Annotated in this window: 17 protein-coding genes; 10 read left to right on the top strand and 7 right to left on the bottom strand. The window is 60.7% G+C overall.

The genetic code is table 11. The features are described from left to right. Positions 1-2 precede the first annotated feature (2 nt). Positions 3-929, top strand: coding sequence for a mechanosensitive ion channel family protein (locus tag J3474_RS09085; RefSeq protein ID WP_207093875.1), 927 nt, complete (start codon positions 3-5; stop codon positions 927-929). A gap of 309 nt (positions 930-1,238) precedes the next feature. After that, a complete protein-coding gene (locus tag J3474_RS09080; protein ID WP_013836425.1) occupies positions 1,239-1,508 on the top strand; it encodes a hypothetical protein in 270 nt (89 codons plus the stop codon). Between the two features lie 174 nt (positions 1,509-1,682). On the opposite strand, the gene J3474_RS09075 is transcribed toward J3474_RS09080, so the two are convergent. The 5 genes from J3474_RS09075 to J3474_RS09055 form a co-directional block, all read right to left on the bottom strand. Beyond that, a complete protein-coding gene (locus tag J3474_RS09075) occupies positions 1,683-4,169 on the bottom strand; it encodes a glycoside hydrolase family 9 protein (RefSeq protein WP_207093874.1) in 2,487 nt (828 codons plus the stop codon). A gap of 109 nt (positions 4,170-4,278) precedes the next feature. Next, positions 4,279-5,247 (bottom strand): alpha/beta hydrolase, encoded by a 969-nt coding sequence (locus J3474_RS09070; RefSeq protein ID WP_242528298.1) that lies wholly within the window; start codon positions 5,245-5,247, stop codon positions 4,279-4,281. 289 nt (positions 5,248-5,536) lie between these two features. Then, complete coding sequence (locus tag J3474_RS22685) at positions 5,537-6,046, bottom strand: TraR/DksA family transcriptional regulator (protein WP_242528297.1); 510 nt, start codon at positions 6,044-6,046, stop codon at positions 5,537-5,539. 18 nt (positions 6,047-6,064) lie between these two features. Next, positions 6,065-7,405, bottom strand: coding sequence for an SRPBCC family protein (locus J3474_RS09060; RefSeq protein ID WP_207093873.1), 1,341 nt, complete (start codon positions 7,403-7,405; stop codon positions 6,065-6,067). Between the two features lie 11 nt (positions 7,406-7,416). Continuing rightward, positions 7,417-8,619 (bottom strand): aromatic ring-hydroxylating dioxygenase subunit alpha, encoded by a 1,203-nt coding sequence (locus J3474_RS09055; protein WP_051009925.1) that lies wholly within the window; start codon positions 8,617-8,619, stop codon positions 7,417-7,419. A 210-nt stretch (positions 8,620-8,829) separates the two neighbouring features. Here J3474_RS09055 and J3474_RS09050 point away from each other — a divergent pair, with 210 nt between their 5' ends. From J3474_RS09050 to J3474_RS09040, 3 genes are all read left to right on the top strand, one after another. After that, positions 8,830-9,213, top strand: a complete 384-nt coding sequence (locus J3474_RS09050; RefSeq protein WP_207093872.1) for a ribonuclease HI — start codon at positions 8,830-8,832, stop codon at positions 9,211-9,213. A gap of 251 nt (positions 9,214-9,464) precedes the next feature. Further along, positions 9,465-11,840: a TonB-dependent receptor domain-containing protein gene (locus J3474_RS09045; protein ID WP_242528296.1), complete on the top strand. Its 2,376-nt coding sequence runs from the start codon at positions 9,465-9,467 to the stop codon at positions 11,838-11,840. A gap of 13 nt (positions 11,841-11,853) precedes the next feature. After that, positions 11,854-13,593 (top strand): alkaline phosphatase, encoded by a 1,740-nt coding sequence (locus J3474_RS09040; protein ID WP_207093870.1) that lies wholly within the window; start codon positions 11,854-11,856, stop codon positions 13,591-13,593. A gap of 166 nt (positions 13,594-13,759) precedes the next feature. On the opposite strand, the gene J3474_RS09035 is transcribed toward J3474_RS09040, so the two are convergent. Both J3474_RS09035 and J3474_RS09030 read right to left on the bottom strand, forming a co-directional pair. Next, a complete protein-coding gene (locus J3474_RS09035) occupies positions 13,760-14,692 on the bottom strand; it encodes an MBL fold metallo-hydrolase (protein WP_207093869.1) in 933 nt (310 codons plus the stop codon). 142 nt (positions 14,693-14,834) lie between these two features. Then, positions 14,835-17,228 carry a TonB-dependent receptor gene (locus tag J3474_RS09030; RefSeq protein ID WP_013836435.1) on the bottom strand — a complete coding sequence of 798 codons (2,394 nt, stop codon included), beginning with the start codon at positions 17,226-17,228 and terminating at the stop codon, positions 14,835-14,837. A gap of 787 nt (positions 17,229-18,015) precedes the next feature. On the opposite strand from J3474_RS09030, the gene J3474_RS09025 reads away from it, so the two are divergent. Genes J3474_RS09025 through J3474_RS09005 form a run of 5 tightly spaced genes read left to right on the top strand, consistent with a single transcriptional unit; the run spans position 18,016 to position 22,025 of the window. Continuing rightward, the gene (locus J3474_RS09025) at positions 18,016-19,098 is read left to right on the top strand and encodes a putative urea ABC transporter substrate-binding protein (RefSeq protein ID WP_013836437.1); all 1,083 of its coding nucleotides are present in this window, start codon (positions 18,016-18,018) and stop codon (positions 19,096-19,098) included. A gap of 39 nt (positions 19,099-19,137) precedes the next feature. Next, positions 19,138-19,953, top strand: a complete 816-nt coding sequence (locus J3474_RS09020; protein ID WP_207093868.1) for an ABC transporter permease — start codon at positions 19,138-19,140, stop codon at positions 19,951-19,953. Next, positions 19,950-20,750 (top strand): ATP-binding cassette domain-containing protein, encoded by an 801-nt coding sequence (locus tag J3474_RS09015; protein WP_207093867.1) that lies wholly within the window; start codon positions 19,950-19,952, stop codon positions 20,748-20,750. Before J3474_RS09020 ends, J3474_RS09015 begins: the two co-directional genes overlap by 4 nt. Then, on the top strand, positions 20,743-21,204 hold the full coding sequence (locus J3474_RS09010) for a CopG family ribbon-helix-helix protein (RefSeq protein WP_013836440.1): 462 nt from the start codon (positions 20,743-20,745) through the stop codon (positions 21,202-21,204). The genes J3474_RS09015 and J3474_RS09010 overlap by 8 nt, the downstream gene beginning before the upstream one ends. Beyond that, positions 21,201-22,025 carry an urea amidolyase associated protein UAAP1 gene (locus J3474_RS09005; protein ID WP_207093866.1) on the top strand — a complete coding sequence of 275 codons (825 nt, stop codon included), beginning with the start codon at positions 21,201-21,203 and terminating at the stop codon, positions 22,023-22,025. Before J3474_RS09010 ends, J3474_RS09005 begins: the two co-directional genes overlap by 4 nt. Position 22,026 lies beyond the last annotated feature (1 nt).

Below are 22,026 nucleotides of genomic sequence, written 5' to 3'. Positions count from 1 at the left end.
AAATGTCGAGACACCTGGGACGGCTCCTGTGTCTTTTCGGCGGCATGGTCGCGCCGGTCAGCGCGGCCCATGCACAGGCAGAGTTCGACGCCGATACGATCAGCAAGCTGGCGGATATCGTGCGATGGAGCGGCGCGATCACCTCGCTGTTCGTGATCGGTGGCGCCTGGGCCCTGTTGCGCCTGCTTTCGCGTTTCGTTTCCGCCTTCAGCAGCGAATTCACCTCGCGCCGCCTGACCCTGCAGAAAATCAACACGCTAGGCCAGTTCGTCGTCTATGTGGCAACGACAGTCCTCGTCCTGCTGCTCTCGTTCCGGTTCGATGAGACGACCCTTGCCGTCATCGGCGGAACCATCGCGGTCGCTGTCGGCTTCGCGATGAAAGACTTGGTCGCCTCCTTCATCGCCGGCGTGATCGTCATGCTGGATCGCCCGTTCCAGGTGGGCGACCGAGTTTCCTTCGGCGGCGAGTACGGCGACATCACCGCGATCGGCCTGCGCTCCGTCCGGATGCAGACGCTCGACGACAACACCATCACGATCCCCAACAGCAAGTTCCTGAGCGAGATCACCTCGTCGGGCAATTATGGCGCGCTCGACATGCAGGTGGTGATGGATTTCTACATCGCCCCCGGCCAGGACATCGACCGCGCATACGAGATCGTCAATGAAGCGGCGTTGTCGAGCCGCTTCGTGTTCCTTGCCAAACCGGTAACGGTGCTCGTTACCCAATGGGTATCGGACTATCTGGTTGGCGTGCGCTTGCGCCTGAAGGCCTATGTTCTCGATACCCGCTTCGAGAAGGCGTTCGAATCCGACGTCAACCTGCGGGTCCTGCGCGCCTTTGAGGCCGAAGGGATCCTCGTCCCCGGAGCCGTGCCCTTCCCTCGCAACGCGCAAAATCCGGCAACCAAATCAGAAATAATCTAGATTGCGACAGCGCGACAACACGGTCTTAAAACAGGTTGAGCCGAAGTTACCGGATCGGGAATCGGCTCCGCCAAAAATCGGGATTTACACGGTCAAAGTCACTCTGTTCAAAAGTGTCCATTTATTCTGAGAAATGCAAGATCGGAACTTTTCCGATCATTACCTGTTGTGTGTTCAGGTCGTCGTCACCTCCCCTTGCAAGACGCGATGAGTGGCGGCGACTTCTGAAATGTGGGTCCTGAGCTGACGGCTCGTCCTGCTGCAAACAACAATGGCGAGCACGTAGCGCTGATCGTCGGGAGACTTATGATGAAGAAGTTTATCTATCTGGCAGGACCGGCCGCATTGCTGGCTCTGGCTGCTTGTCAGAGCGAGAAGGCCGACAACGTCGAGGATGCGGCGGAGAACCGCGCGGACCAGCTGGACGAAATGGCCGATAACGCGACCAGTGAAGCCCAGGAAGAAGCGCTCGAGAACAAGGCCGACCGTGTCGAGGAACAAGGCGAGGAAGCTGCCAACAAAATCGACGACAACGGCGAAATCGCGCCGAGCGAAACCCACATGGGTGACACGCAATAAGTTTCGCAGGGTAGTTTCGACGACCTGAATTGTCCCAGAGTCGACAATTCAGGTTTGTCCTGCCCGGACCGTGCAGCGCCTTGCGCCACCCTTCGGCTCGGGCAGGACTGCCTCATTGCACCGGTCGTCTTGCTTCACGCATCAATCAATGGAAATTTCGGCGTACCGGCGTGGTCATCTTGCCTCCGCTGCTGCAGCCATGGCAGCCCGCGCCGCGAGAATATATGCGGAAGTTGTGCTAACCGTGTATTCGTTCTCGAACCAAAGGAACGGCCAATCTGTCTTCGCTTCGGGAAAATCGGGCTTCACGATCAACACCCCGGGCACGAGTCCACCGGGAATGAAGCTGTAGTCCGCGCGATTGTGGCCATAGCCTATCAGCTTTGAGGCCGTGCCGACGGTTGAGACAAGCGACAGATTGTTGGCCGGGTGCCGTCCCAGGACATAGTCGATCGCCGAAAGCGTGTAGTCGGTTCCGACAATCTCGGGGAAATGCCGATGGAGCAGGTACATGGTCGTGCCAAAGCTTACGACCTGGTTGGAACCTGCCCATGAACCTTTACTGATCGGCACACCGAACGGATTATCCACCAAATCGGCGTCGACCTTGGCCTTCATCTTGCGCACTGACGGCACCAAGTGCTTGCGATAGCCGGCATCCATAAAAGGAATGGCTCGCACGGCAGCGTCCCCAAGCCATTCGAAGTTCTGCTGGATTACGGGGAGCAGTTGCCGAAGCCGGTCTGCGTAGACCTTCTCTCCTCTTGTCGTGATCAGAAGCTCTACCGTGGCCGCGACATTGGCCGCTTGTGCTGAACGGGGCGAAGATGAATCGTCGCGTCCATCACCCGGCTTGATATCTCCGGTCTGCTGCTTGGCCCAAAGGGCTTTCGCTGCCGCCAGCGCCTCGCCCGCCATCGCCGGATCACTATCAGCTAGCGCTCGGCTTGAGCCCGCCAGGGCCGCGGCGACGATCAGGTTGTTGGCCGGCAAGTCGGTCGTGAAGGCCCAACGATCATCCTGCGCTCCGGATGCGGCGCCCTTACGCTCAGTCGGATCCAGACTGGCATCGTAGACCAGACCGTCCGTCTGCGATCCGGCATCGCCGAGATGCGCATATTGGCGCAGGGTCGGATCGATGATGCCGACAATGGCGTGCCCGAATACCTTGTACTGAGCAAGCAACTGCAAGGTGCCGTGGCGGATCTGCTGGATCGAATCCTCGATGCCATCCGGCTTACGGATCTCTACCGCGCGCGCCTTCTCGTCGACACTCGTCTCGTCCCAATCGAGCCCGAAGAGTTCGCGTGCCCAAACCAGGTCTCTAACCACGGATGCGTTCTGGGGCGTCTGGATGTCATAGTCTCCGGCATCCTGCCAACCGCCAACGGCAAGGCCGGGAATATGTTCTCCCGCCTTGAACGGCGAATCCAGTTCGGGACCCATCTTGTAACCGTCGAAATGCACAATGTTCGGCGGAGCCTGCCGGGCATCGTCGAGGTGGGAAGGCGATGACCATACGCGATATTGCTCACGAATACCCATATGATCCATCTGCTCGGCAAGGAATGTATCGAGCGAGGTCTGCCAGATGCGATCGTAGGCATCGGCCGAGATGCGGAAGGGATTTGTCGTCTGACCGGCATAGGAGATCGCGTAGACCCCCGGTTCGCGCACGCTTGAGAAATCGAAGGCGGCATAGTTATAGCGCATCCAGCGCCCGCGCGATTGCGTCTTGGCACGCAGCACCGGCACCTTGCTGCCATCGGGCGACAGCTTGACCAGTTCGGCTTCAGCAGGTGCCTTGAAGTTGGGATCGAGCTCGATCAGCGCAACCTTGGGCCGCCCCGGAGTATAGCCAGCCTGGTTGAAGGAAACGACCGGCTGACGCACCCAGTCCTTCACCACGTTGGGCCGGACATGCCAGACAATGGCATTCTCCTTGGCCCCTGCCGGAATTAGCGAGCGCACCACGAACCAACCGTTCTGGGCCCGGTTGCGGGCATCGTAGAGCTTGAGCGGCGCCGTATCCGAGGTGATCGAGACCCGCGTCATCGGATCTTCCGGTGACAGCGTGATGGCATTGGCCCCTTCTGCAAGTGGAAGGGGATCGCCAGAGCCGTCCTTTGCCATGGGTCCGGTGGGGTGCCGCGGGAAGAGGCCCGGGTCCTGTCCCATCATGAAAGTCTTGCCGAAGTAGGCGGTGGGCAGGAAGTCCAGATTGAAGCCTGCCTTGCCCGCAAGGCTTGGCGGCAGTGGCTTGTCGAGATCGACGGCTATGCGAAAGCCGTCCCCTTCGGCGGTGACCTTGACGCTGTAGCCGAGATTCACGTCCTTGTATTCCGAGCGCACGAGGACCTGATTCGGAGATGCACCCAATGTCCTGCCTAGAAAGGCAGGTACCGGAGCCCATTGTTCCGGAGTCGCATCGAGACGCACCGCGCCGTCCGTGGCGATCCGCTCGCCATGCAAGACGATCTGAATTCCCGCATTCTTTTCATCGAAGAAGATCGGGCTGAACTCGTTCTGATCGACGATAACCGTAATGCCCTGCGCCTCGAGAGTTTGTGCAGGCGTAACCCTCAGCGTCTGACCCTGGGTGGCAACCGGACCGGCCATAATGGTCGCGGTGGCCAGCAAGGCACTTGCAATCCTCTTCATCCCTATCTCCTCAGGTTAATCTCAGGCACAGTTGATCGAGCCGAGAGGCGCAAGTCGGCTCTCGATCGATGCGGCCCGGCCGCGTTTCCCGCAAGAAACTGTGGCTGGCTTAGTGGGTCGGCTTCAGGAGGCCGTGCATCCCCATCCAGCTGGTGAATTCATCGAACCAGCCCGTGCTGGTGGTCGGCTTCTGATACATGCCGAAACCATGTCCACCCTGTTCGAAAAGGTGAAACTCGACCGGCCGCTTCGCTGCCCGCCAGCTTTCGATCAGACCGAAACCGCTATTGCCGAACAACGGGTCGTCGGCGGCAAGGGCCACGAACATGGGGGGCGCGTCGGCCGGTACCGTAGCTGGGGCCAGAGGGCCGTAGATGTTGCCGATGAAAGCGGGCTTCGCATCCTGTCCTGCCAGAGTCGTAGCCATCGTCAACATGGCGCCGGCGGAAAAGCCGACCATGCCGATGCGATCGGGGTCGACATGCCATTCCTTGGAGCGCTTGCGGACAAGCGCGAAGGCGGCGCGTGCATCGGCGATCTGCGGACCAAGGTTGGCCATCATGCCCTCCAGCGCCGGGCGCGGCGCCGGTCCGCGAGGTGCGCTCATGTCGGCCGAAGAACGTTCGAAGTCGGCAAGACTGGGCGGAGTCTGGTTAAGGCGATACTTCAGCACGAATGCGGCAACGCCTTTGGCTGCAAGCGCGCGCGCAACATCCCATCCTTCATTTTCCATCGACAGCGTACGGAAGCCGCCGCCTGGGGCGACGATTACTGCCGTACCGTTTGCTTTGGCTGGATCGGGCAGGAAGGGCGTAAGCGTGGCTTGCGTGACATTGCGCGCAAAGACGCTGTTGTATTGACTGTGCCAGGATTCCGCGATCGTTGCGCCGGGAAGTTTGCCGGTGTCCAGTCTGATGGCATCACCTTGGGCAGGCGTTGCGATGGACACCATCTTGTCGGACTGCGCCAGGGCCGGTTCTGTAATGGTAAAGCTGGCAGCAATCCCGCAGGCGACAAGAGAGGACAGGATAGGCCGGGTCAAAGGCAGGTTGGATGTCAGGCGCATCAGACGAATCATTCGCACTCTCCCATATGTCATTTTGCATGACGCTAAAGGTAGCGCTACCAAATAGCAATGCACTAACGCGCAAGTAGCGAAACTTGTCTGAGATGAGAGCGGGCAACTTGAGATCCAGGTGGCGGATCGGCCATTTTCCTCAGGTTGGGGCGAGACAAGCTTGGCGAAATTGCGCGCCCCTTTTCCCTTCTTCTCACCTGCATGAGGGGCCGGGACGCAATCTGAAAGTCCTTATGACCAGCCTTGAAAATAGCGCTATCATGGCAGTCAGGCGAGCGGCCGAAAGCTTCTAGCTGACCTCTTTGGCACAAGTGATGCAAAGCGCCGCTTCGGGCCTTGCCGACAGGCGCTCTGGTGAAATTTGGCCACTGCATTTGACGCATAGGCCATAGGTGCCATTGGCAATACGATCGAGTGCCCGGTTCACCGAACCCAGTTCGCTACTCACCAATGCGGCCTGACCTTCAAGCGATGCATCGTCCTCACGTTCAACGGCCGCTTCGGCAAAATCGGGATCCAGCGGTTCTGCCAAGTCGTCCTGCAAGTGGACGAACCGGGCGTTCAACTCCGCGAGCCGCGCCTCAAGCTTCTTCTTCGCCGTATCGATATCAGCCATGGCATTGATCCCTCTCGATTGCACGCGCCAGAGATAAGGCGCCGAACCACAAACCTTGCGCAGGAACCCTTTCCTGCTTTCATAGCAGAATATGGTATCTGCGGCGCCAAATCCTTTCGCGACGCAGCGCAAGCACGGGAAAATCGTGCTTGCGCCTTTTTTGAAAAGCTTCTGCCTTTCCACGCCGGAGCGAAGGCTGATTCACGCCGGCAAGCGTCCTTCAAGATACGCATCGAGTGTCTCGTGGAAGTGCCGGATGCGGCTTTCCATGTAACCGGCGAGTTGCACCGTGCCGGCAAGCGATGCCTTGAGGCCTGTCTGCACCTGAGGCATGTTTGCCATGTCCTGATCGATCACCGGCCCCAGTGCCGGCAATTCGGTTGCATTGGACCATGGTTCGTCCTCTCCAAGCCAGTGCACCGGCACACCGCGAGGCCTCGCCTCACCCTCCTTTACGGGCTTGAGGATCATGACTTCCATGATGCAGCTGTCGACAGCACGGCCATTTGGCCTCCAGCGATAGACGATATTGGGCGCAAAGCCGCCCCAGGGCGCAAAGTTGGGAAACACGTTGTAGACGATCGCGTCGAGCATCTCGGCATCGGTGGCCTTTTCGAGGTCGCCCCCGGTCGCCCGGACGATGCTGCTGCGTGCGGCTTCGCCCAGGAACTCGCGCGCGGGCACTGCCTCGGCAGCGAGATTCTCCGGCATTTTGCGCCCCCACAAGCCTAACATGCCACCTATCACCTCATCGTTTCCCGGCCTTTCAGGCAGATGCGGGCTAGGTTCACCGAAGGCGGCAAGGTTGCGGTTCACGTGCGGACCGTAGACGTCGTATTGCGATCCCACGTCCGAGAAGAAGGGCAGGATCTGGGGGTGCGTGGCAATGACGTGATAGCTCTCCATGAAAGCTTCCTGCGCCACTTTCCAGTTGCAGGGGATGACCCGAGCCACATGAACGGCCTTCCAGCGGTCTTCCAGCCTCCAGCGTTCGAAGTGTCGGGGCACCACGCCAAGGTAATCCTCGAGCGAGGGCCCATCCCTGTCGAAATTGATGAAGACGAAGCCGCCCCAGCGACCGACGCGGATCTGCGGCAAATGCAGGTCGGCATCAGAAAGTCCGGCGAATTCCTGCCGGCACGGCACCGAGCGGATCGATCCGTCGAGGTTCCAGCTCCAGCCGTGGAATCCGCAGCGCATCGTTTCCACGCGACCGCTTTCATCCATCAGCTTGCGGCCACGGTGCAGGCATGAATTGGGGAACGCTTCGATCCGATCGGGCGCGCTGCGCACTACCAGCACCGACCGCTCGATGATGTCATAGACGTGGACGTCGCCTACCTCGGGAATGTCCTCTTCCCGGCAGGCCATTTGCCAGACCCTGGACCACATCATCTGAACCTCGCAGTCGAAGAAGGCCTGATCGATGTAACGCTTTGCGCAGATCGGCGCGTGGCCGAAATCCCCGCGCTGATCGGCCCGCAAGACCTCGGGCGCACTGCGGCTGTCGGCATCGAGCAATTCGCGATAGGTTGTGACCATGGCAGCGTTCCTCAATGGCTTTCGATCCAGGGGGCGAGCACGGGTTCCAGCCGCAGTTGCTCGGGCAAGGCATCGCCGATCAGGCGGTCCAGTTCCATGTGCCAGGCGTAGATGCGCCGCTCCTGATAGGACAGGTTCAGGCCCTCGAACCCCTTTGCCTCGACCGACTTCTGGATCGATGGCGCAAACTGCGTGTCTTCCTCAAGGATGCGACCCAGGTTGGAGATGCGGGTCGGCCACATCTCGTGCCCCTGCGATCCTTCCGGACCGAACCAGTGTACGTCGACCACCATCGAGCGATCGTCCCGTGGCCAGAAGGTCAGGAATGGCATTCCGGTCCTCGAGGGCGGCGTCACCAGGTTCGGGAAGATGTTGTAGGACGGATTCTGCTCGAAAATGTCCTCGGCCCCTTCGATCTGCGGCATGCCCCGCGCCCCGGGATCTCGCCATTCGGGATCGCGGTGCGCCGTCGTCATCATGGAATGGCCACGCTCCCACAGGTTCATGAACGAGGAGCGGCTGTCGAGGAAACGATCCACGGTATTGGGATGGATAGACTTGAGGTGGTAGGTTTCGAGGAAAGCGTCGATCAGCACCTTGACCTGACAGTCGATGACGAAACTGTCCGACTGGATGTGGCGCAGATGTTCGACGCCCAGATTCGCCCAGTCGTCGACAATCCCGCCGAGAAACCGATCGAGCGGCTCGGCATCGGGATTCTCGTTGACGAAGACCCAGTTCCCCCAGGTTTCGCAGCGCACTTTCCTGAGGCCGTGGCACGACCTATCGAACTGAGGAAAATCGCGCAGTTCGCGCACGGAATTGAGATTGCCGGCAAGGTCATAGGTCCAGCCGTGGTAGCGGCAGAAGAAACCTTGCGTCGCGCCCTGGACCTTTTCAACCAGCGGGGCGCCGCGGTGGCTGCAGCTGTTGTAGAAGGCACGGATAGCGCCATCCTTGCCGCGGACGATCACGATCGGCGAGCCCGTCCTGTCCCACAAGCGATAATCGCCCGGCTCCGGCAGTTCGTCGACGTGCAGGGCATAGAGCCACACGTTCTGCCACAGAAATTTCCTCTCCAGCGCAAGAAAGGCCGGATCGGTGTAGCGCGCGGCTGGAATCAACGGCAGACGTGGAAAGCCATCCGGTGGCCCCTTGCGGGCTTTCTCCCCGGCCATGCCTTCGTAAAGCGCCATCTCGAATGCGGTGTCCATCGACGTTCTCCCATCTCGCCGAAGCAGCCCTAATGCGCGCACGATCCAATCGACTTGATCGGAATCAAGATTTTCCAAAAAACATGCACGAATGTTTTTTACTACCGGTCGACAGGATGGGTTCGAGCGCGCGCCTGATCAGGAAGCACGGGATTTCCTCAAGGTGGGGGTTAGCCTAGTACCTTTGCAGAGAACTTGAGGGAAGCGGGCATGGCACGGCGCAGGGTCAAGGTGTTTTTCGACGGTGGAAGCCGCCCGAATCCCGGTCGGATGGAGGCGGCCGTGGTGGTTCGCGGCAAGACGCATCTGTTCGAGGACATGGGACATGGCTCGAATGGCGATGCCGAATGGCTGGCCCTTGTTCAGGCGCTGGAAGTATCACGTGCCATGGGCCTGACCGACGTGGAACTGATCGGCGATGCCCGGGAAGTGGTGCATAAGGCCAATCTGGCAATGCGCGGAGAGATTGCCCCACACAGGCATGTCTCAATATTCCTGGCCCTGGCGCACGAGGTTCGCCCCGGCCGGATCCGCTGGATCAAGCGGGAGCAGAACCTTGCCGGAATCGCACTCGCCCGGCGCCATCCAAGATGACGCCGCGTCCAGGATCCTGCAGGTCGTCATCGGCCCAAGGCGACTGCTCGATGAAGGCGAAGACCGGCATTCCGATGCCCGTAGATGTGCCCGGTTCCTCAAGGTTCCTTTGGCCTTCCGACACATCCGGGACACATATCTGACACGGAACCGCCCGCAAACTGACTGCGGCCTGTAAACAAACTCGACCACATGCCCCGCAAGCAAGTTTCTTAGGGGGCACAGAAATGCGATTCCAGACCGTTCGTCACATGAGCATACTTGGCGCGAGCCTTGCGGTAATCGCCGCAGCCTCGCCAGCACAAGCCGACGAGGCCGCCGAAGCTGAGAATGTCGATGCCGAGGCCATTGTCGTCACGGGTACGCGCACGACCTACAACAACTCCATGCTGACCGAACAGATGATCGCGGAACAACCGCCGCTCGCATCGGTGCTCGATCTGGTCGATACCTTGCCGGGCGTCCAGGTGCAGGAAGGCGACGCCTTCGGTTTCGACGACTGGTCGACGACCGTCTCCATCCGCGGTTTCCAGACCAATCTCGACCAACAGCAGGTCGGCATCACGATCGACGGATTGCCCAATGGCGGATCGAACTACGGCGGCGGCGCCAAGGCCAATCGCTTCATCGACACCATGAATATCGCGACCGTCGAGGTTTCGCAGGGAACGGCCGACATTGGCTCGCTTTCGAACGAGGCGCTGGGCGGCACACTCAACTTCGTGACCTCGGATCCGCTCGATGAAATGCGCGTGCGGCTATCCGGTTCAGTCGGCGATTTCGAGGCCAGCCGCTATTACGGCCGAGTCGACACGGGCCTTTTCCTCAACGGCGCGGCCAAGGCCTGGTTCTCCTATTCGCATCAGGAGGCGACGGACTGGATCGGCGGCTCGGCACAGAATCATCGCGATAACTTCGCGGGCAAGTTCATCATCGATGCCCCGGTCAGGATCACCGGCTATGCCAGCTACGACGACGCCCACGAAGACAACTACGACCAGCTCTTCTTTCCCGACCAATACGTCGATATCCCGAGCACCGATGGCCTGACCACCAACTGGACCGGCGTCCCCTATCAGGATCAAGCCTATCGCCGCGCATGGTCGACGCTGCGCAAGAACTTCCTGGGCTATCTGAAGGCGGAAACGACCATCGCCGACAGCCTGGACCTGCGTGTTTCGGCCTATTATCACGACATGGCCGGACGCGGCGACTGGGTGCCGCAATACGTGGTCGACGTTACCGCAGACGGCGCGGGCAATCCGGAAAGCGAACTTTCGGGCATCGGCACCGCCAACGGCGGTTCGCCGCTGGGCACGATATATTTCGTCGATGCCAACGGAGTTTCGCTCACCCCGACCTCCGGATGCACCGGCTCGCTGACTTATCCTTACGGCGGCACGACCGACGCAAGCTACGACCCTGCATGCTATCCGGCAGGGGCAATCGGCGCGCAGTCCTATCGCCATACGCACTACCGCAAGGACCGTCTGGGCTTCACCGGCGATGCGGCATGGAAATGGCAACTCGGCACCCTCGAGAACACATTGCGTGGCGGTCTGTGGTACGAGGACACGCATCGCCAGGAATGGCGCGACTGGCACAATGTCATCGATACGCAGGTCGGTCCCGCATACGAGGCGACACCCTACTGGACCCAGTACAGCCGCAAGTATCCGCAGGACACCTTCAAGTGGTATGCGCAGGATACGGTGCAGTTCGGACCGGTAACGGCCAATTTCGGCGCCAAGCAGTTCATCAATCACATCGACCGGGTCGACCTCTTCGGCGACACGCCCGACACCAGGTTCAAGTCGAAGTCCGACGTGCTGCTCTCCGGCGGCGTGCAGATCGAACCGATGACCGGACTCGACCTGTTCGCCGGCTACGCAGAGAACTTCAAGGCGCTGACCGACGCGGTGCTCGAATTCGGCGATGCCGACCTGTCCCAACTCAAGCCGGAAACTTCCGAGAACTGGGAAGCGGGCCTGCGCTACCAGAGCAGCTGGTTCCGCGGATCGGCCACATGGTTCAAGGCCAAGTTCTCCAACCAGGTCCTCTTCGTCTCGAACAGTTCCTCGGCCGGCAACGACTACCTCGGCGAAGGTGACGGCAAGTTCTTCAACGCTGGCGGCATCGACTCTGAAGGCTTCGAACTGCTTGCCAACGTGACGCCGTTCGAAGGTCTCAATCTCTACGGCGCCTATACCTACATCGATGCGAAGTACCGTTCGATCAGTGACCTCGACACCGGCACCACCGAGGACGACGCGACTATCGCCATGCTGAACGGGCTGGCCGGCAATCGCGTCGCCGGAATTCCGCGCCACATGTGGGTCCTTTCCGGCTCCTACACATACGGCCCCGTCACCGCAGGTCTGACCGGCAAGTACACCGGCGACCGGTTCGCCGACTCCGGCAACAGCCTGGTGGCGCAGAACTATTTCCTCACCGACCTCAACATCAGCGTAAAGGGCGAAGGACTCAGCGACATCCTCAAGGATCTCGAATTCGCGCTCACCGTCAACAATCTTACCGACGAGCGCTATCTCGGCGGCATTTCCGGCGGCTACGCATGGATCGGCGCACCGCGTACGGCGATCTTCACCGTTACCGCTGACTTCTGAGGAACGAGGGACAATGAAACGCCAGATCAGCCAGGCCTGCGTATCCCGGCGCGCCCTGCTCGCGGGGATTGCCGGCACCGCGGCCTTGCTGGGCCAGCCAGCACTCCTTCGCGCCCATGAGGTCTCGAGCAACCCCACCTTTCGGCACGGGGTGGCGAGCGGAGATCCCGATGCCACCGGCGTGGTGCTGTGGACGCGCGTGACCGCTGCCGGACCGGTGGAGGTGACGTGGGAACTCAGCGACACGCCGGACTTCGCAAAGCTGGTCGGAACCGGCGCTTTCCGCACCGATGCGAGCCGTGACCACACGGTCAAGGTCCTGGCCGACGGTCTCTCGCCGGGAAGCATCCACTACTATCGCTTCCGGCTCGGCGATGCCCTTTCGCCTGTCGGCCGCGCGCGAACCCTTCCGCAAGGTCGACTGGAGCGGCTGGGCATCGCCCTGGCTTCATGCTCGAACTACGCCTTCGGGTTTTTCAATGCCTATGACGCCATCGCCCGCGACAGCAATGTCGATTTCGTCCTCCACACCGGCGACTACATCTACGAATATGGCGGCAAGGACGGTTGGGGGGCGGATGTCGCGCAGGCGATCGGCCGGGTGCAGGCCCCATTGCACGAGATCGTCTCGCTCGCGGATTACCGGATGCGCCACGCACAGTACAAGACCGATGCGGGTTCGCAGGCGATGCATGCCAATCATACGCTCCTGGCCTGCTGGGACGACCACGAAAGCGCTAACAACCCTTGGACCGGCGGCGCGCAGAACCACCAACCTGACACCGAAGGCGACTGGAACACGCGCCGCGCCGCATCGATCCAGGCCTATTTCGAATGGATGCCCGTGCGTGAACCGGAATGGCTTTCGGCTCCGGGACGCAAGCGCATGCAATTCTGGCGCCGCTATGACTTCGGCGACCTCGCCCTGCTGCACACCCTGGAAACCCGGCACACCGCGCGCGCCAGGCAGATCGAATATACCGATCATGCCAGGGACATAGTCGATCAGGCCTCGGCGGAGCGATTCCGCAAGGACGTGCTCGGCGCCCCCGACCGACCGATCCTGTCGCCCCTGCTGGAACAGGATCTCGAGGCGGCGCTGTCGGACTCGGTTCGAGAGGGTCGGCCATGGCGGATCGTCGGCTGCCCAATGGTGATCGGCCGGGTCGAAGTGCCGGACGTGGCTGCCCTCGGCATCGTGCCCGATCCAGCGCCTCGACTGGCACTCGCAAAGACCGCCGAAGATTTCGCCAGGCTCGCAGCCGACCCGGCCGTCGCGTTGGCCTGGAAAGGCAAGTACAACCTTCCGGACTATACGGACGCCTGGGGCGGTTACCCGTGGGCGCGCGAACGTCTTTACGGGCTTTCGCGCCGCGCCGGGGCCGGCGATCTGGTCTTCCTGTCCGGAGACAGCCACAGTTTCTGGGTCAATCGGCTGGCCGACGAAGACGGCCGCCCGGCAGGGATCGAATTCGGAACCGCAGGCATTTCATCACCGGGCGACTTCGTGTCGAGCGGCTTCGACAATGGGACCGCAATGGCGCTCGACAAGGCATATGCCGAGCATATTCCGGAAGTCGACTGGACCGATAACATGCACCAAGGCTACGTCCGCGTGGAATTCGGTCGCGAAAGCGGCATGGCGACTTTCGTGGCCGTCGATACAGTGCTTACGCCCGACTACCGCACGAAAGTCCTGCGCCAGGTTCCTTTCACCCGCCAAGGCGACGTCGTGGACATCGTCGAAGCCTGATCGCCTGCGCATGCTGCGGCTCACTTCCAATCTCCCGGTCTCGTGCCGGATGACACGGAAATCCACGAAAACTTAGAGCATCAGCGACAAGGCTAGGCAGCCGGCGATCCCATCAACGAGGCCGAAGCCTCGGCGTGCAAGAAAATCCTGTGAGAATGTGCAACTTTCATTCCGTGCGCGCGGGGACGGGATAGATGATGAAATTGTCGTGGACCTGAGGCTGATCGGGCACGTCCAGATCGGCCTTGAGGCCTTCCTGCAATTCGCCGATTGTCCCAACCGGCAGTTCCAGGACATGTTCCGCCGCGTGTGAGAGTACCTCATGCGCATAGTCGCGACCTGGCTGCACGGTCATCTCGATATGCGCACCCAGCAGGGCACGGATGGGATGGCTGGCGGCGAATGCGGCAAGCCTGTCAACGCTCGCGCGCTCCTCTGCCAGGAAATTGACCGGTACATAGAGCCTGCCGGGATAGATCGTGTCGCCTGACAAAAGGATCTGCAGACGGGGATCGTAGACAGCGATCGCAGCCTTCTGGTGGCCCGGCGTCGGAATGATCTTGAGCGGGCGACCACCCAGATCGAAGGTCGCGATTCCATCCGGCCAGTTCGCCACTCCGAAAAATTCGGCCACGTTCCCCGCCTTCAATCCGACCACGACCGTCTCCGGCCGATCCCGGAACGCCCCGTCGCCTGCGATGTGATCGCCATGGCTGTGGCTATGCGCAACGACCAGCGGAATGCTGCTGCGATGCTTTGCCAACAACCATTCGGCGACCAGTCGGTCGACCACGGGCCTGATCTGGCCGCCTTGCGCCCCCGTATCAATCAACAGTGCCTTGTCGCGCCCGAACATCAGGTAAAGAAAAGGCGCCTCGAAGTTCGTCTTGATGGACTGGCGAATAACGAAAGTATCGTCGTCGAGCGCCTGAACCTGCACCACCGGTTCCTGCGCCAAGTTACCGGCTATCCAGCGTTCCTTGAAAAGCTGCGGCGCCGGCGCTGCAGCTTGTGCACTCCAGGACCATGCTGCCGCAAGCGCGCTGGCGAAGGCGAAGGCGAGTGCGTGCGAACGTCTGACTGCAGTTGCACGTGCCAATGCCTTTGCCTTTCTCGATGGAGTGCCTGACCGACAGAGGGCCTTGCTGAGGAAAAACGATGCCTTCGAACGACTGGCCTCGAAACAGTCTTGAAAATGGCGGGGCGCTGACCTCCCGGAACAGCGTCCCGCCCATGCCAGATCAGTACTTGTACCGCAGTTCGATCCCGAAGGTCCGCGGGTTGATGACCGTTTGCTTGTAGTAGCGCAGCAGAACGCCGTCATTCAGGCCGACGCGCGAACGATCGTTGGAAACAGAAGCCACCGCATACTTGTCGAAGATATTATTCGCGAACAGGCCGATGCTGTAGCGGTCGGCTTCATAAGTCAGGGACGCGCGGTGCAACACGTAGCTGGGTAATCTGTCGCCATAGGCACGATCCCAGCCAAGGCGCGTCACGACATTGCCGCGATAGGTCGCCGTCCAGTCGGCCACGAGGTTCCCGGCCATGACAGGCATGGTGTAGGTCGCCCCAAGGCTTCCGCTGTGCTTCGCCGAGCCGGGGAGGCGATCGCCGTCCAGAGCGTCCAACTGGATCGGATTGCTCGGATAGGTCCCCGCCGGATCGTTGATGGTAATGATACCCGGCACATCCTCGGTCAGCTTGGCATCGACGTAGGAATAGGTTCCCTGGATCGACAGGCCGGGAAGAGGGAGGACCTGGAACGAGGTTTCGAAGCCCTGCGACTTGGCCTTGCCGCCATTCACCGTGATGCCGACGATACCGTTCAGCGTCGCGGAATCGACCTGGATGCCGCTCCACTTGATCTGGAACACGTTGAAATTGAAATTGAGCTTGCGGTCGAAAAATTGCGCGCGAACACCGATTTCCGCATTCTTGGTCGTGTCAGGACCGTACTGGATCTCATTTGGCAGAGCACAGACGTTCTGCTGGGTTGGATCCAGCGGCAGGATACATGGCGCGACGGTGTTAGGCCCGCCGATGCGATAGCCCTTGCTGTAAGTCGCATAGACCATCAGGTCCGGCGTAAAATTGTACGAACTGTTGAATTTCCAGACCCAGCCGCTCTTCTTCGTCTTGCCGCCGGCAGGCTCCAGGTCATACGGACTGACTGGGTCTCCCAGCAGCGGAAGCACGGAGAGCCCCGAGATATTGGAGGTGTATCCGAAATAGCGAGCACCGGCGGTTACCTGCCATGCCGGCGTCACGCGGAACGTACCTTCACCGAAGACCGCCTTCTCGGTCACCTTCGACTTCACGAAGGACGCGTACTCGACTTCGTCCGGATTGGGCTGCGTCCCGAATTCGACCCAGGGATGATTGGGCACATGTTCGATGTAATCGCGCTGGCGCTTCTGCTCGTTATAGAAGCCACCCAGGACCCAGCTGAACGGTCCGCCATGGCGGGAAACGAAGCGCACTTCCTGATTGAACTGCTTGCGGTGATCATCGGCCTCGTTCCAGCTCGAAAAGGCCGGGAAGGTCTCGTAACCGTAATCCAGGTCCAAGAGGAGGTCGGTATTGTCCGCCTGGGTGCGGTTGCGCACATTGGTGTACGCGGTGGTCGCCACAAGATCTGCAATGTCCGCGAGATTGGCGTTTATCTCCATGCTGCCGAGATGCGCATGGCGGTTCACGGGTTCGATGTAACGGCCGGCACTTTCATACTTTCCCGTGCCGAGCACGCCGTCGCTGTTGTACTGGCCACCGTCAGTCTTGGTCTGCTGGTACGCGTAGGTGAAGTTCACCTTCAGGTCTTCGCTGAACTGGACAAGCAACTGGTTGCGTGTGGTGAAGGTCTTCTCGAAGTTGAGATCCTTGCGGCTCATCAAGTTTGCAGCATAGTCCGCGTCGGTCACGCCGTCAGGACCACTGGGCTGCGGAAGCGATACGCCCGGTTCCTGCAGCAGGAGCGGATAGTCGATGAAGCCGGGATCGTAGAAATAGCCGGTGGCCGAACGAAACGCGACGTGGTCCGTGACGATCGGTATATTGATGACGCCGTCGACCTGGTATCCCAGCTTGCCGCTATGCTGTTTGCCGTAGAAGCGGCCGTGCACTTCCCCCTCGATCGTGTCCGTATTCGGCCGATTGGGAATGTTACGAATGGCGCCCGCCAGCGTGCCGAGACCATATAGCGTGCCCTGAGGCCCCAGCAGCGTTTCGACGCGCGCAATGTCAAGAAGCTTGAAGTCGTAATAGAGGGGAACCTCGCCCAGATACATGCCCAGCGCGTCGTCATACGAGGCACCGGTCGAATCCACGTCCGAGGCGTTCAGACCACGCAGCACGATCGATCCGGTCGATCCGGGCCCGGTGTCAGAGATGGTCATGCCAGGCGTAAAGTCCGCCAGATCGCGAACGTCATCGATACGCTGCCGGGAGAGCTGCTCCTCGCCGACGGCACTGATATTGATCGGCACATCCTGCAGAGAAGTTGCGCGACGCGTGGCCGTTACGACGATATCGCCGCCCGTTTCACCGCCTGCCGCTGCATCCTGCGCATAAGCCGAAGTGGTCCCAACGCCCATGAGAAAGGTAGCGCCAAGCAATGTATTGCGAAACAATTTCATAGTCACTTCGACCCCCTATGCCGTTGAGCCTCAAGTGACATCCCTCCCGTTGACGCTCTGGCTACGCCGGCGCCTTTCCGGTCCGATATTGGCCGGTCCTACTCGGTATTCCATGAGCCCGCCGTATTCGGTAGCGGTCTTCTTGCGACGCGGTAATACGTGCGCCGTTGCATTCCTGCGGAACGAGCCGAGGATCTACTTGTGGACCAAAAGACCCTGCGCACAGAACTGTGCGCATTACGACCGACAACTCCCCATTTGGGAAATGACCGCTGGCCAGTCTTCAATCCACGAGCCCTCATTTCACGCCGGCGAAAGGCCGACCGGATCGCCCCTTGATCTTCGCCGCTTCAAAGAACGACACGGCATACGGTATGGATATTACACAAGTCGTCAAGCGTAATAATTTTGCAGTTGCTCAGTATGACTGGAATTCGCGTTGCACCGCACAAACCGGTAGTTTCGCATGCGCCTGACCTTACACCGAATGGAAGCATTCCGGCTTCGACCGCACTGCCTGCCGAGCAAGCAACGCTCCGGCGAGATCTGATTCGCATTCCTGCCATGTGAAACTTTAGAGAAAACGTGAACCCTGCTAAGGTACGCGTCTTTCTGCGATTCCCGGCGTAGAAGCGTCATCGCAATGCTCGACCAGACCAGAGGCGAATCCGGCCTGGCCATCGAATCCACTTTGGCGGAGTTATTACCTAAATTTCTTTCGGTAATATTTTTTAATGGACAAGCGCGGGCTTCTCACTGATGCTGCACTGCGAAAGGGGATCGAATCATGGTCATGTCGTTCGTCAGATCCAGCAGGATCGCTTTGTTGGCCGGAACGCTTCTTGCGGTATCGTGTTCGCCCGGGGCAGATACCACGCCGCAAGCCCGCACTGAATTCAATATCGGGTGGTCAATCTATGCCGGCTGGATGCCATGGCCCTATGCGCAGCAAGCCGGCATCGTGAAGAAGTGGGCTGACAAGTACGGCATCAAGATTAACGTCGTGCAGGTCAACGACTACGTGGAATCGGTCAATCAGTATACCGCCGGCAAATTCGATGGCGTGACCGTGACCAATATGGATGCCCTCACCATACCGGCGGCGGGCGGCAAAGATACAAGTGCCATCATCGTCGGCGATTACTCGAACGGCAACGACGGCGTTCTGCTCAAGGGCGCGGACCAGCTCAGCTCCATCAAGGGCCGGCAAGTCTATCTGGTGGAGCTTTCCGTGTCGCATTACCTTCTTGCGCGCGCGCTCGAGAAGGGCGGCTTGAAGCCCACCGATGTGAAGACCGTCAATACATCCGATGCCGACATCGTCGGCGCATTCAGCAGTCCGGACGCGACCGCGGCGGTCGCCTGGAACCCGCAGCTCTCCGTCATGAAGGAGCAGCCCGGGGTGAAGCAGGTATTCAGCTCTGCCCAGATCCCCGGCGAGATCCTCGACCTGCTGGTCGTGGATACCGATACCCTCAAGGCCAATCCGAAGCTCGGCAAGGCATTGACCGGCATCTGGTACGAGACGATGGCCCTGATCAAGCGGCAGGATGCCGAGGGCAAGGCGGCCCGCGCCGCAATGGCCAAGCTCGCCGGGACGACGCCGGAAGTCTTCGAAGGTCAACTCGCAACAACATACCTCTATTCGGACCCGAAGGCGGCAGCGGCGGCAACCTCCTCGCCGGCACTCGTTCAGACGATGACGCAAGTACGCGATTTCAGCTTCTCGCACGGCCTGTTCAAGGGTGCTTCTTCGGCCGACGAAGTCGGCATGAGCTTCCCGGGCGGCAAGACGCTCGGCGATCCGGGCCGGGTAACGCTGCGCTTCGACGAAAGCTTCATGAAAATGGCTGCGGACGGAAGGCTCTGACCAGACTTTGTTCGGACTCGATGATGCTGGTGAGACAATATGCGCTGGGTGAATAGAAACGTCCGCCGAGGCGAAGGCATCCTGCTAGGGGCCCTGCCGATCCTGTTCCTCATCCTGCTCTACATCTTCCTCGCGGCCGAGCGCCACGCGGCCAATCCGATGGACAAGGTCCTGCCCCTTCCCAACGGCATGGCCAGGGCTCTCTCCGTCCTGCTGTTCCAGCCGGATCAGCTGACCGGAAAGCTCCTGTTCTGGGCGGATACGCTGGCGAGCTTGCAGCGGCTCGGGATCGGTTTGGGCATTGCAACCGTCGTCGCGCTGGTACTCGGCCTGGTCCTTGGCGTACTGCCGCCGGTACGCACAACACTCGGTCCGCTCGTGACCGGAATTGCCGTCATCCCGCCAATCGCGCTTCTGCCGATACTTTTCATAGCGCTGGGTCTCGGCGAAACGGCGAAGATCGCCCTTATCGTCATCGGCATCGCGCCTGTCATGGTGCGTGACATCACCGCGCACGTCGCTGCATTGCCGCGCGAGCAGATCATCAAGGCGCAGACATTGGGCGCCAGTTCCTGGCAGATCATGATCCGCGTGGCGCTCCCGCAGGCCATGCCGCGCCTTCTGCACGCGATCCGTCTCTCGCTCGGCCCGGCCTGGGTCTTCCTGATTTCCGCCGAGGCGATCGCTTCCGATGTCGGCCTTGGCTACCGGATCTTTCTCGTGCGCCGCTATCTCTCGATGGACGTTATCATCCCTTACGTGGCCTGGATCGCCTTGCTGGCCATCGCGATGGACGCAGCGCTCGTCTTCGCGAGCCGGAAACTCTACCCCTGGGCCCATGGAGCAAGCCATTGAGCGCGCTTCTCAGCCTCCGCGACGTCTGGGTCGAATACGGCGACAAGATCGTGCTCGAGAAAGTGGACCTCGAGTTCGAGGCCGGCTCCTTCGTATCGATCATCGGCCCATCCGGCGCTGGCAAGAGCAGTCTTCTGCGGGTGATCCTTGGTCAGGAAGTGCCTACACGGGGCACCATACTGCTCGACGGAGCGCCGCTGGCACCCGAGTGCGGACCAGACCGCGGCGTGGTATTCCAGCGCTATTCGGTCTTCCCCCATCTATCCGCCCTTCAGAACACGGTCTTCGGCATCGAATGCGCGAAGGCTCCCCTGTCTGCCCGACTGTTCGGCGGCGCAAGGCGGGCAGCCGAGAGCGAAGCGGCCGACATGCTGAACGCAGTCGGCCTCGGCGATGCGATAGACCTCTATCCCGCGCAGATGTCGGGCGGCATGCAACAGCGTCTGGCCATCGCCCAGGCGCTGATCAAGCGTCCCCGCATCCTGCTCCTCGATGAGCCGTTCGGAGCGCTCGATCCCGGCATTCGCGCCGACATGCACGGCCTGATCACCCGGCTCTGGCAGGACTATGCACTGACGATCATCATGGTCACGCATGACATCCGCGAAGCTTTCACGCTGGGAACGCGGGTGCTCGCACTCGACAAGCGCCGACACGATCCACACGCACCACATCGCTTCGGCGCGACCGCAGTCTACGATCTGCCGCTTCGCAGGTCGGATGAAGAGCCGGAAGACGGCGCAGTGGTCTCGCTCGAAGGCCCGCTGAGTGCCAAGGAGAGGATTGGACATGGCTAACGAAACAACGAACCTGGCCAGGCTCAGCATGAGCCTTCCCGGCGATCTGTTCAGGCAGCTCGACATGATGGTCGAAGAGCGCGGTCTGCCATCCCGCTCGCAGCTTATCGCAGAGCTGATCCGCCATGCGCTTGCCGAACATGAGGCATACACCCGCCCGGACGAGATGCTGGCCGGCACCATTACCATCGTCTATCGCGGCGACCGCGGCCGGGTGCGCCACCAGCTTGCCCAGACCCAGGCCGACTACCTCAAGGAAGTCATCTCTTCCCAGCATGTATTCCTGGAGGACGATCAGTCCCTCGAGGTCCTGCTGGTGCAGGGGCCCGCCTCGCTACTGAAAGAACTGTGCGACGCGCTGCGCCGGGTGCGCGGAGTGCAACAACTCCAGCTCGTCACAACGACCGCACTTCTGCCTCCACTCTACGAACAGGAAACGGAAGAAACTGCATGACCGAGACACTCGCGAATCCTCTTGCTGCCCGCGACCACGCGCGTGGCATGGCAGGCACGGTAGTCGAAGCCATGCCGATGCTGCCCCCTGTCGCCGAGGACCTGCCGGAGAGTGTACCTGCCCAAGACCTGCTATGGGAAGAAACGATCGCCGCCGGCGGATACGCTTCGCGCCGACTGCCCCGCGGATCGCGACTGAGGCTGATCGATCTCAAGGGAGACGCTTGCGCTTCGCTGCTGATCTTCAATGCCGAGATGCCGAGCGAGCGGCTCAACGTTGCCGATACCGTCAAAGTCCAGTGGAACGCCTATCTTGGCGAGGGCAAGCTGTTGTTGTCGGACATGGGCCGTGTGCTGATGAGCCTCGTTTCCGACGGCGCCGGCACCCACGATGCATTCTGCGGCACTTCCAATGCAGTCATGAACAGCGCCAAGTACGGCGACGGCAGCAACAGCGGGGCCCATCCCAATGGTCGCGACCGCTTCCTTCTGGGCGCCGCAAAGCACGGATTGCAGCGGCGCGACATCCACCCCTGCATCAACCTGTTCAAGGGTGTCCGGATCGAGACCGATGGCACGATCACGCCGCTCGTCGGTCCCTTCGAGCCGGGCCGCAGCCTGATCCTGCGCGCCGAGATGGACGTGATCGTCGTAATCGCGAACTGTCCGCATGTTCTCGACCCGCGCGAAGACTGGAGCAGCACTCCTCTGCGCGCGACTGCATGGCGCGGCCCGATCACTGCCGAGGACGACCCCATCCGCACCGCGACGCCCGAAGGTCTGCGCGCCTTCGAAAACGTCGAAGACTATTTTCGCCGCTGAC

The organism is Novosphingobium sp. PY1 (genome assembly GCF_017312445.1).
In the GTDB taxonomy this organism is placed as follows: domain Bacteria; phylum Pseudomonadota; class Alphaproteobacteria; order Sphingomonadales; family Sphingomonadaceae; genus Novosphingobium.
The sequence above is the reverse complement of the archived record's forward strand: the minus strand, read 5'-3'. Positions and strand labels throughout refer to the sequence as shown.

Excerpts from the sequence above, each read along its gene's own strand:
- J3474_RS09085 (WP_207093875.1), top strand. The coding sequence starts at position 3 with ATGTCGAGACACCTGGGACGGCTCCTGTGTCTTTTCGGCGGCATGGTC.
- J3474_RS09080 (WP_013836425.1), top strand. The coding sequence starts at position 1,239 with ATGAAGAAGTTTATCTATCTGGCAGGACCGGCCGCATTGCTGGCTCTG.
- J3474_RS09075 (WP_207093874.1), bottom strand. The coding sequence starts at position 4,169 with ATGAAGAGGATTGCAAGTGCCTTGCTGGCCACCGCGACCATTATGGCC.
- J3474_RS09070 (WP_242528298.1), bottom strand. The coding sequence starts at position 5,247 with ATGATTCGTCTGATGCGCCTGACATCCAACCTGCCTTTGACCCGGCCT.
- J3474_RS09060 (WP_207093873.1), bottom strand. The coding sequence starts at position 7,405 with ATGGTCACAACCTATCGCGAATTGCTCGATGCCGACAGCCGCAGTGCG.
- J3474_RS09055 (WP_051009925.1), bottom strand. The coding sequence starts at position 8,619 with ATGGACACCGCATTCGAGATGGCGCTTTACGAAGGCATGGCCGGGGAG.
- J3474_RS09050 (WP_207093872.1), top strand. The coding sequence starts at position 8,830 with ATGGCACGGCGCAGGGTCAAGGTGTTTTTCGACGGTGGAAGCCGCCCG.
- J3474_RS09045 (WP_242528296.1), top strand. The coding sequence starts at position 9,465 with ATGAGCATACTTGGCGCGAGCCTTGCGGTAATCGCCGCAGCCTCGCCA.
- J3474_RS09040 (WP_207093870.1), top strand. The coding sequence starts at position 11,854 with ATGAAACGCCAGATCAGCCAGGCCTGCGTATCCCGGCGCGCCCTGCTC.
- J3474_RS09030 (WP_013836435.1), bottom strand. The coding sequence starts at position 17,228 with ATGAAATTGTTTCGCAATACATTGCTTGGCGCTACCTTTCTCATGGGC.
- J3474_RS09025 (WP_013836437.1), top strand. The coding sequence starts at position 18,016 with ATGGTCATGTCGTTCGTCAGATCCAGCAGGATCGCTTTGTTGGCCGGA.
- J3474_RS09020 (WP_207093868.1), top strand. The coding sequence starts at position 19,138 with ATGCGCTGGGTGAATAGAAACGTCCGCCGAGGCGAAGGCATCCTGCTA.
- J3474_RS09010 (WP_013836440.1), top strand. The coding sequence starts at position 20,743 with ATGGCTAACGAAACAACGAACCTGGCCAGGCTCAGCATGAGCCTTCCC.
- J3474_RS09005 (WP_207093866.1), top strand. The coding sequence starts at position 21,201 with ATGACCGAGACACTCGCGAATCCTCTTGCTGCCCGCGACCACGCGCGT.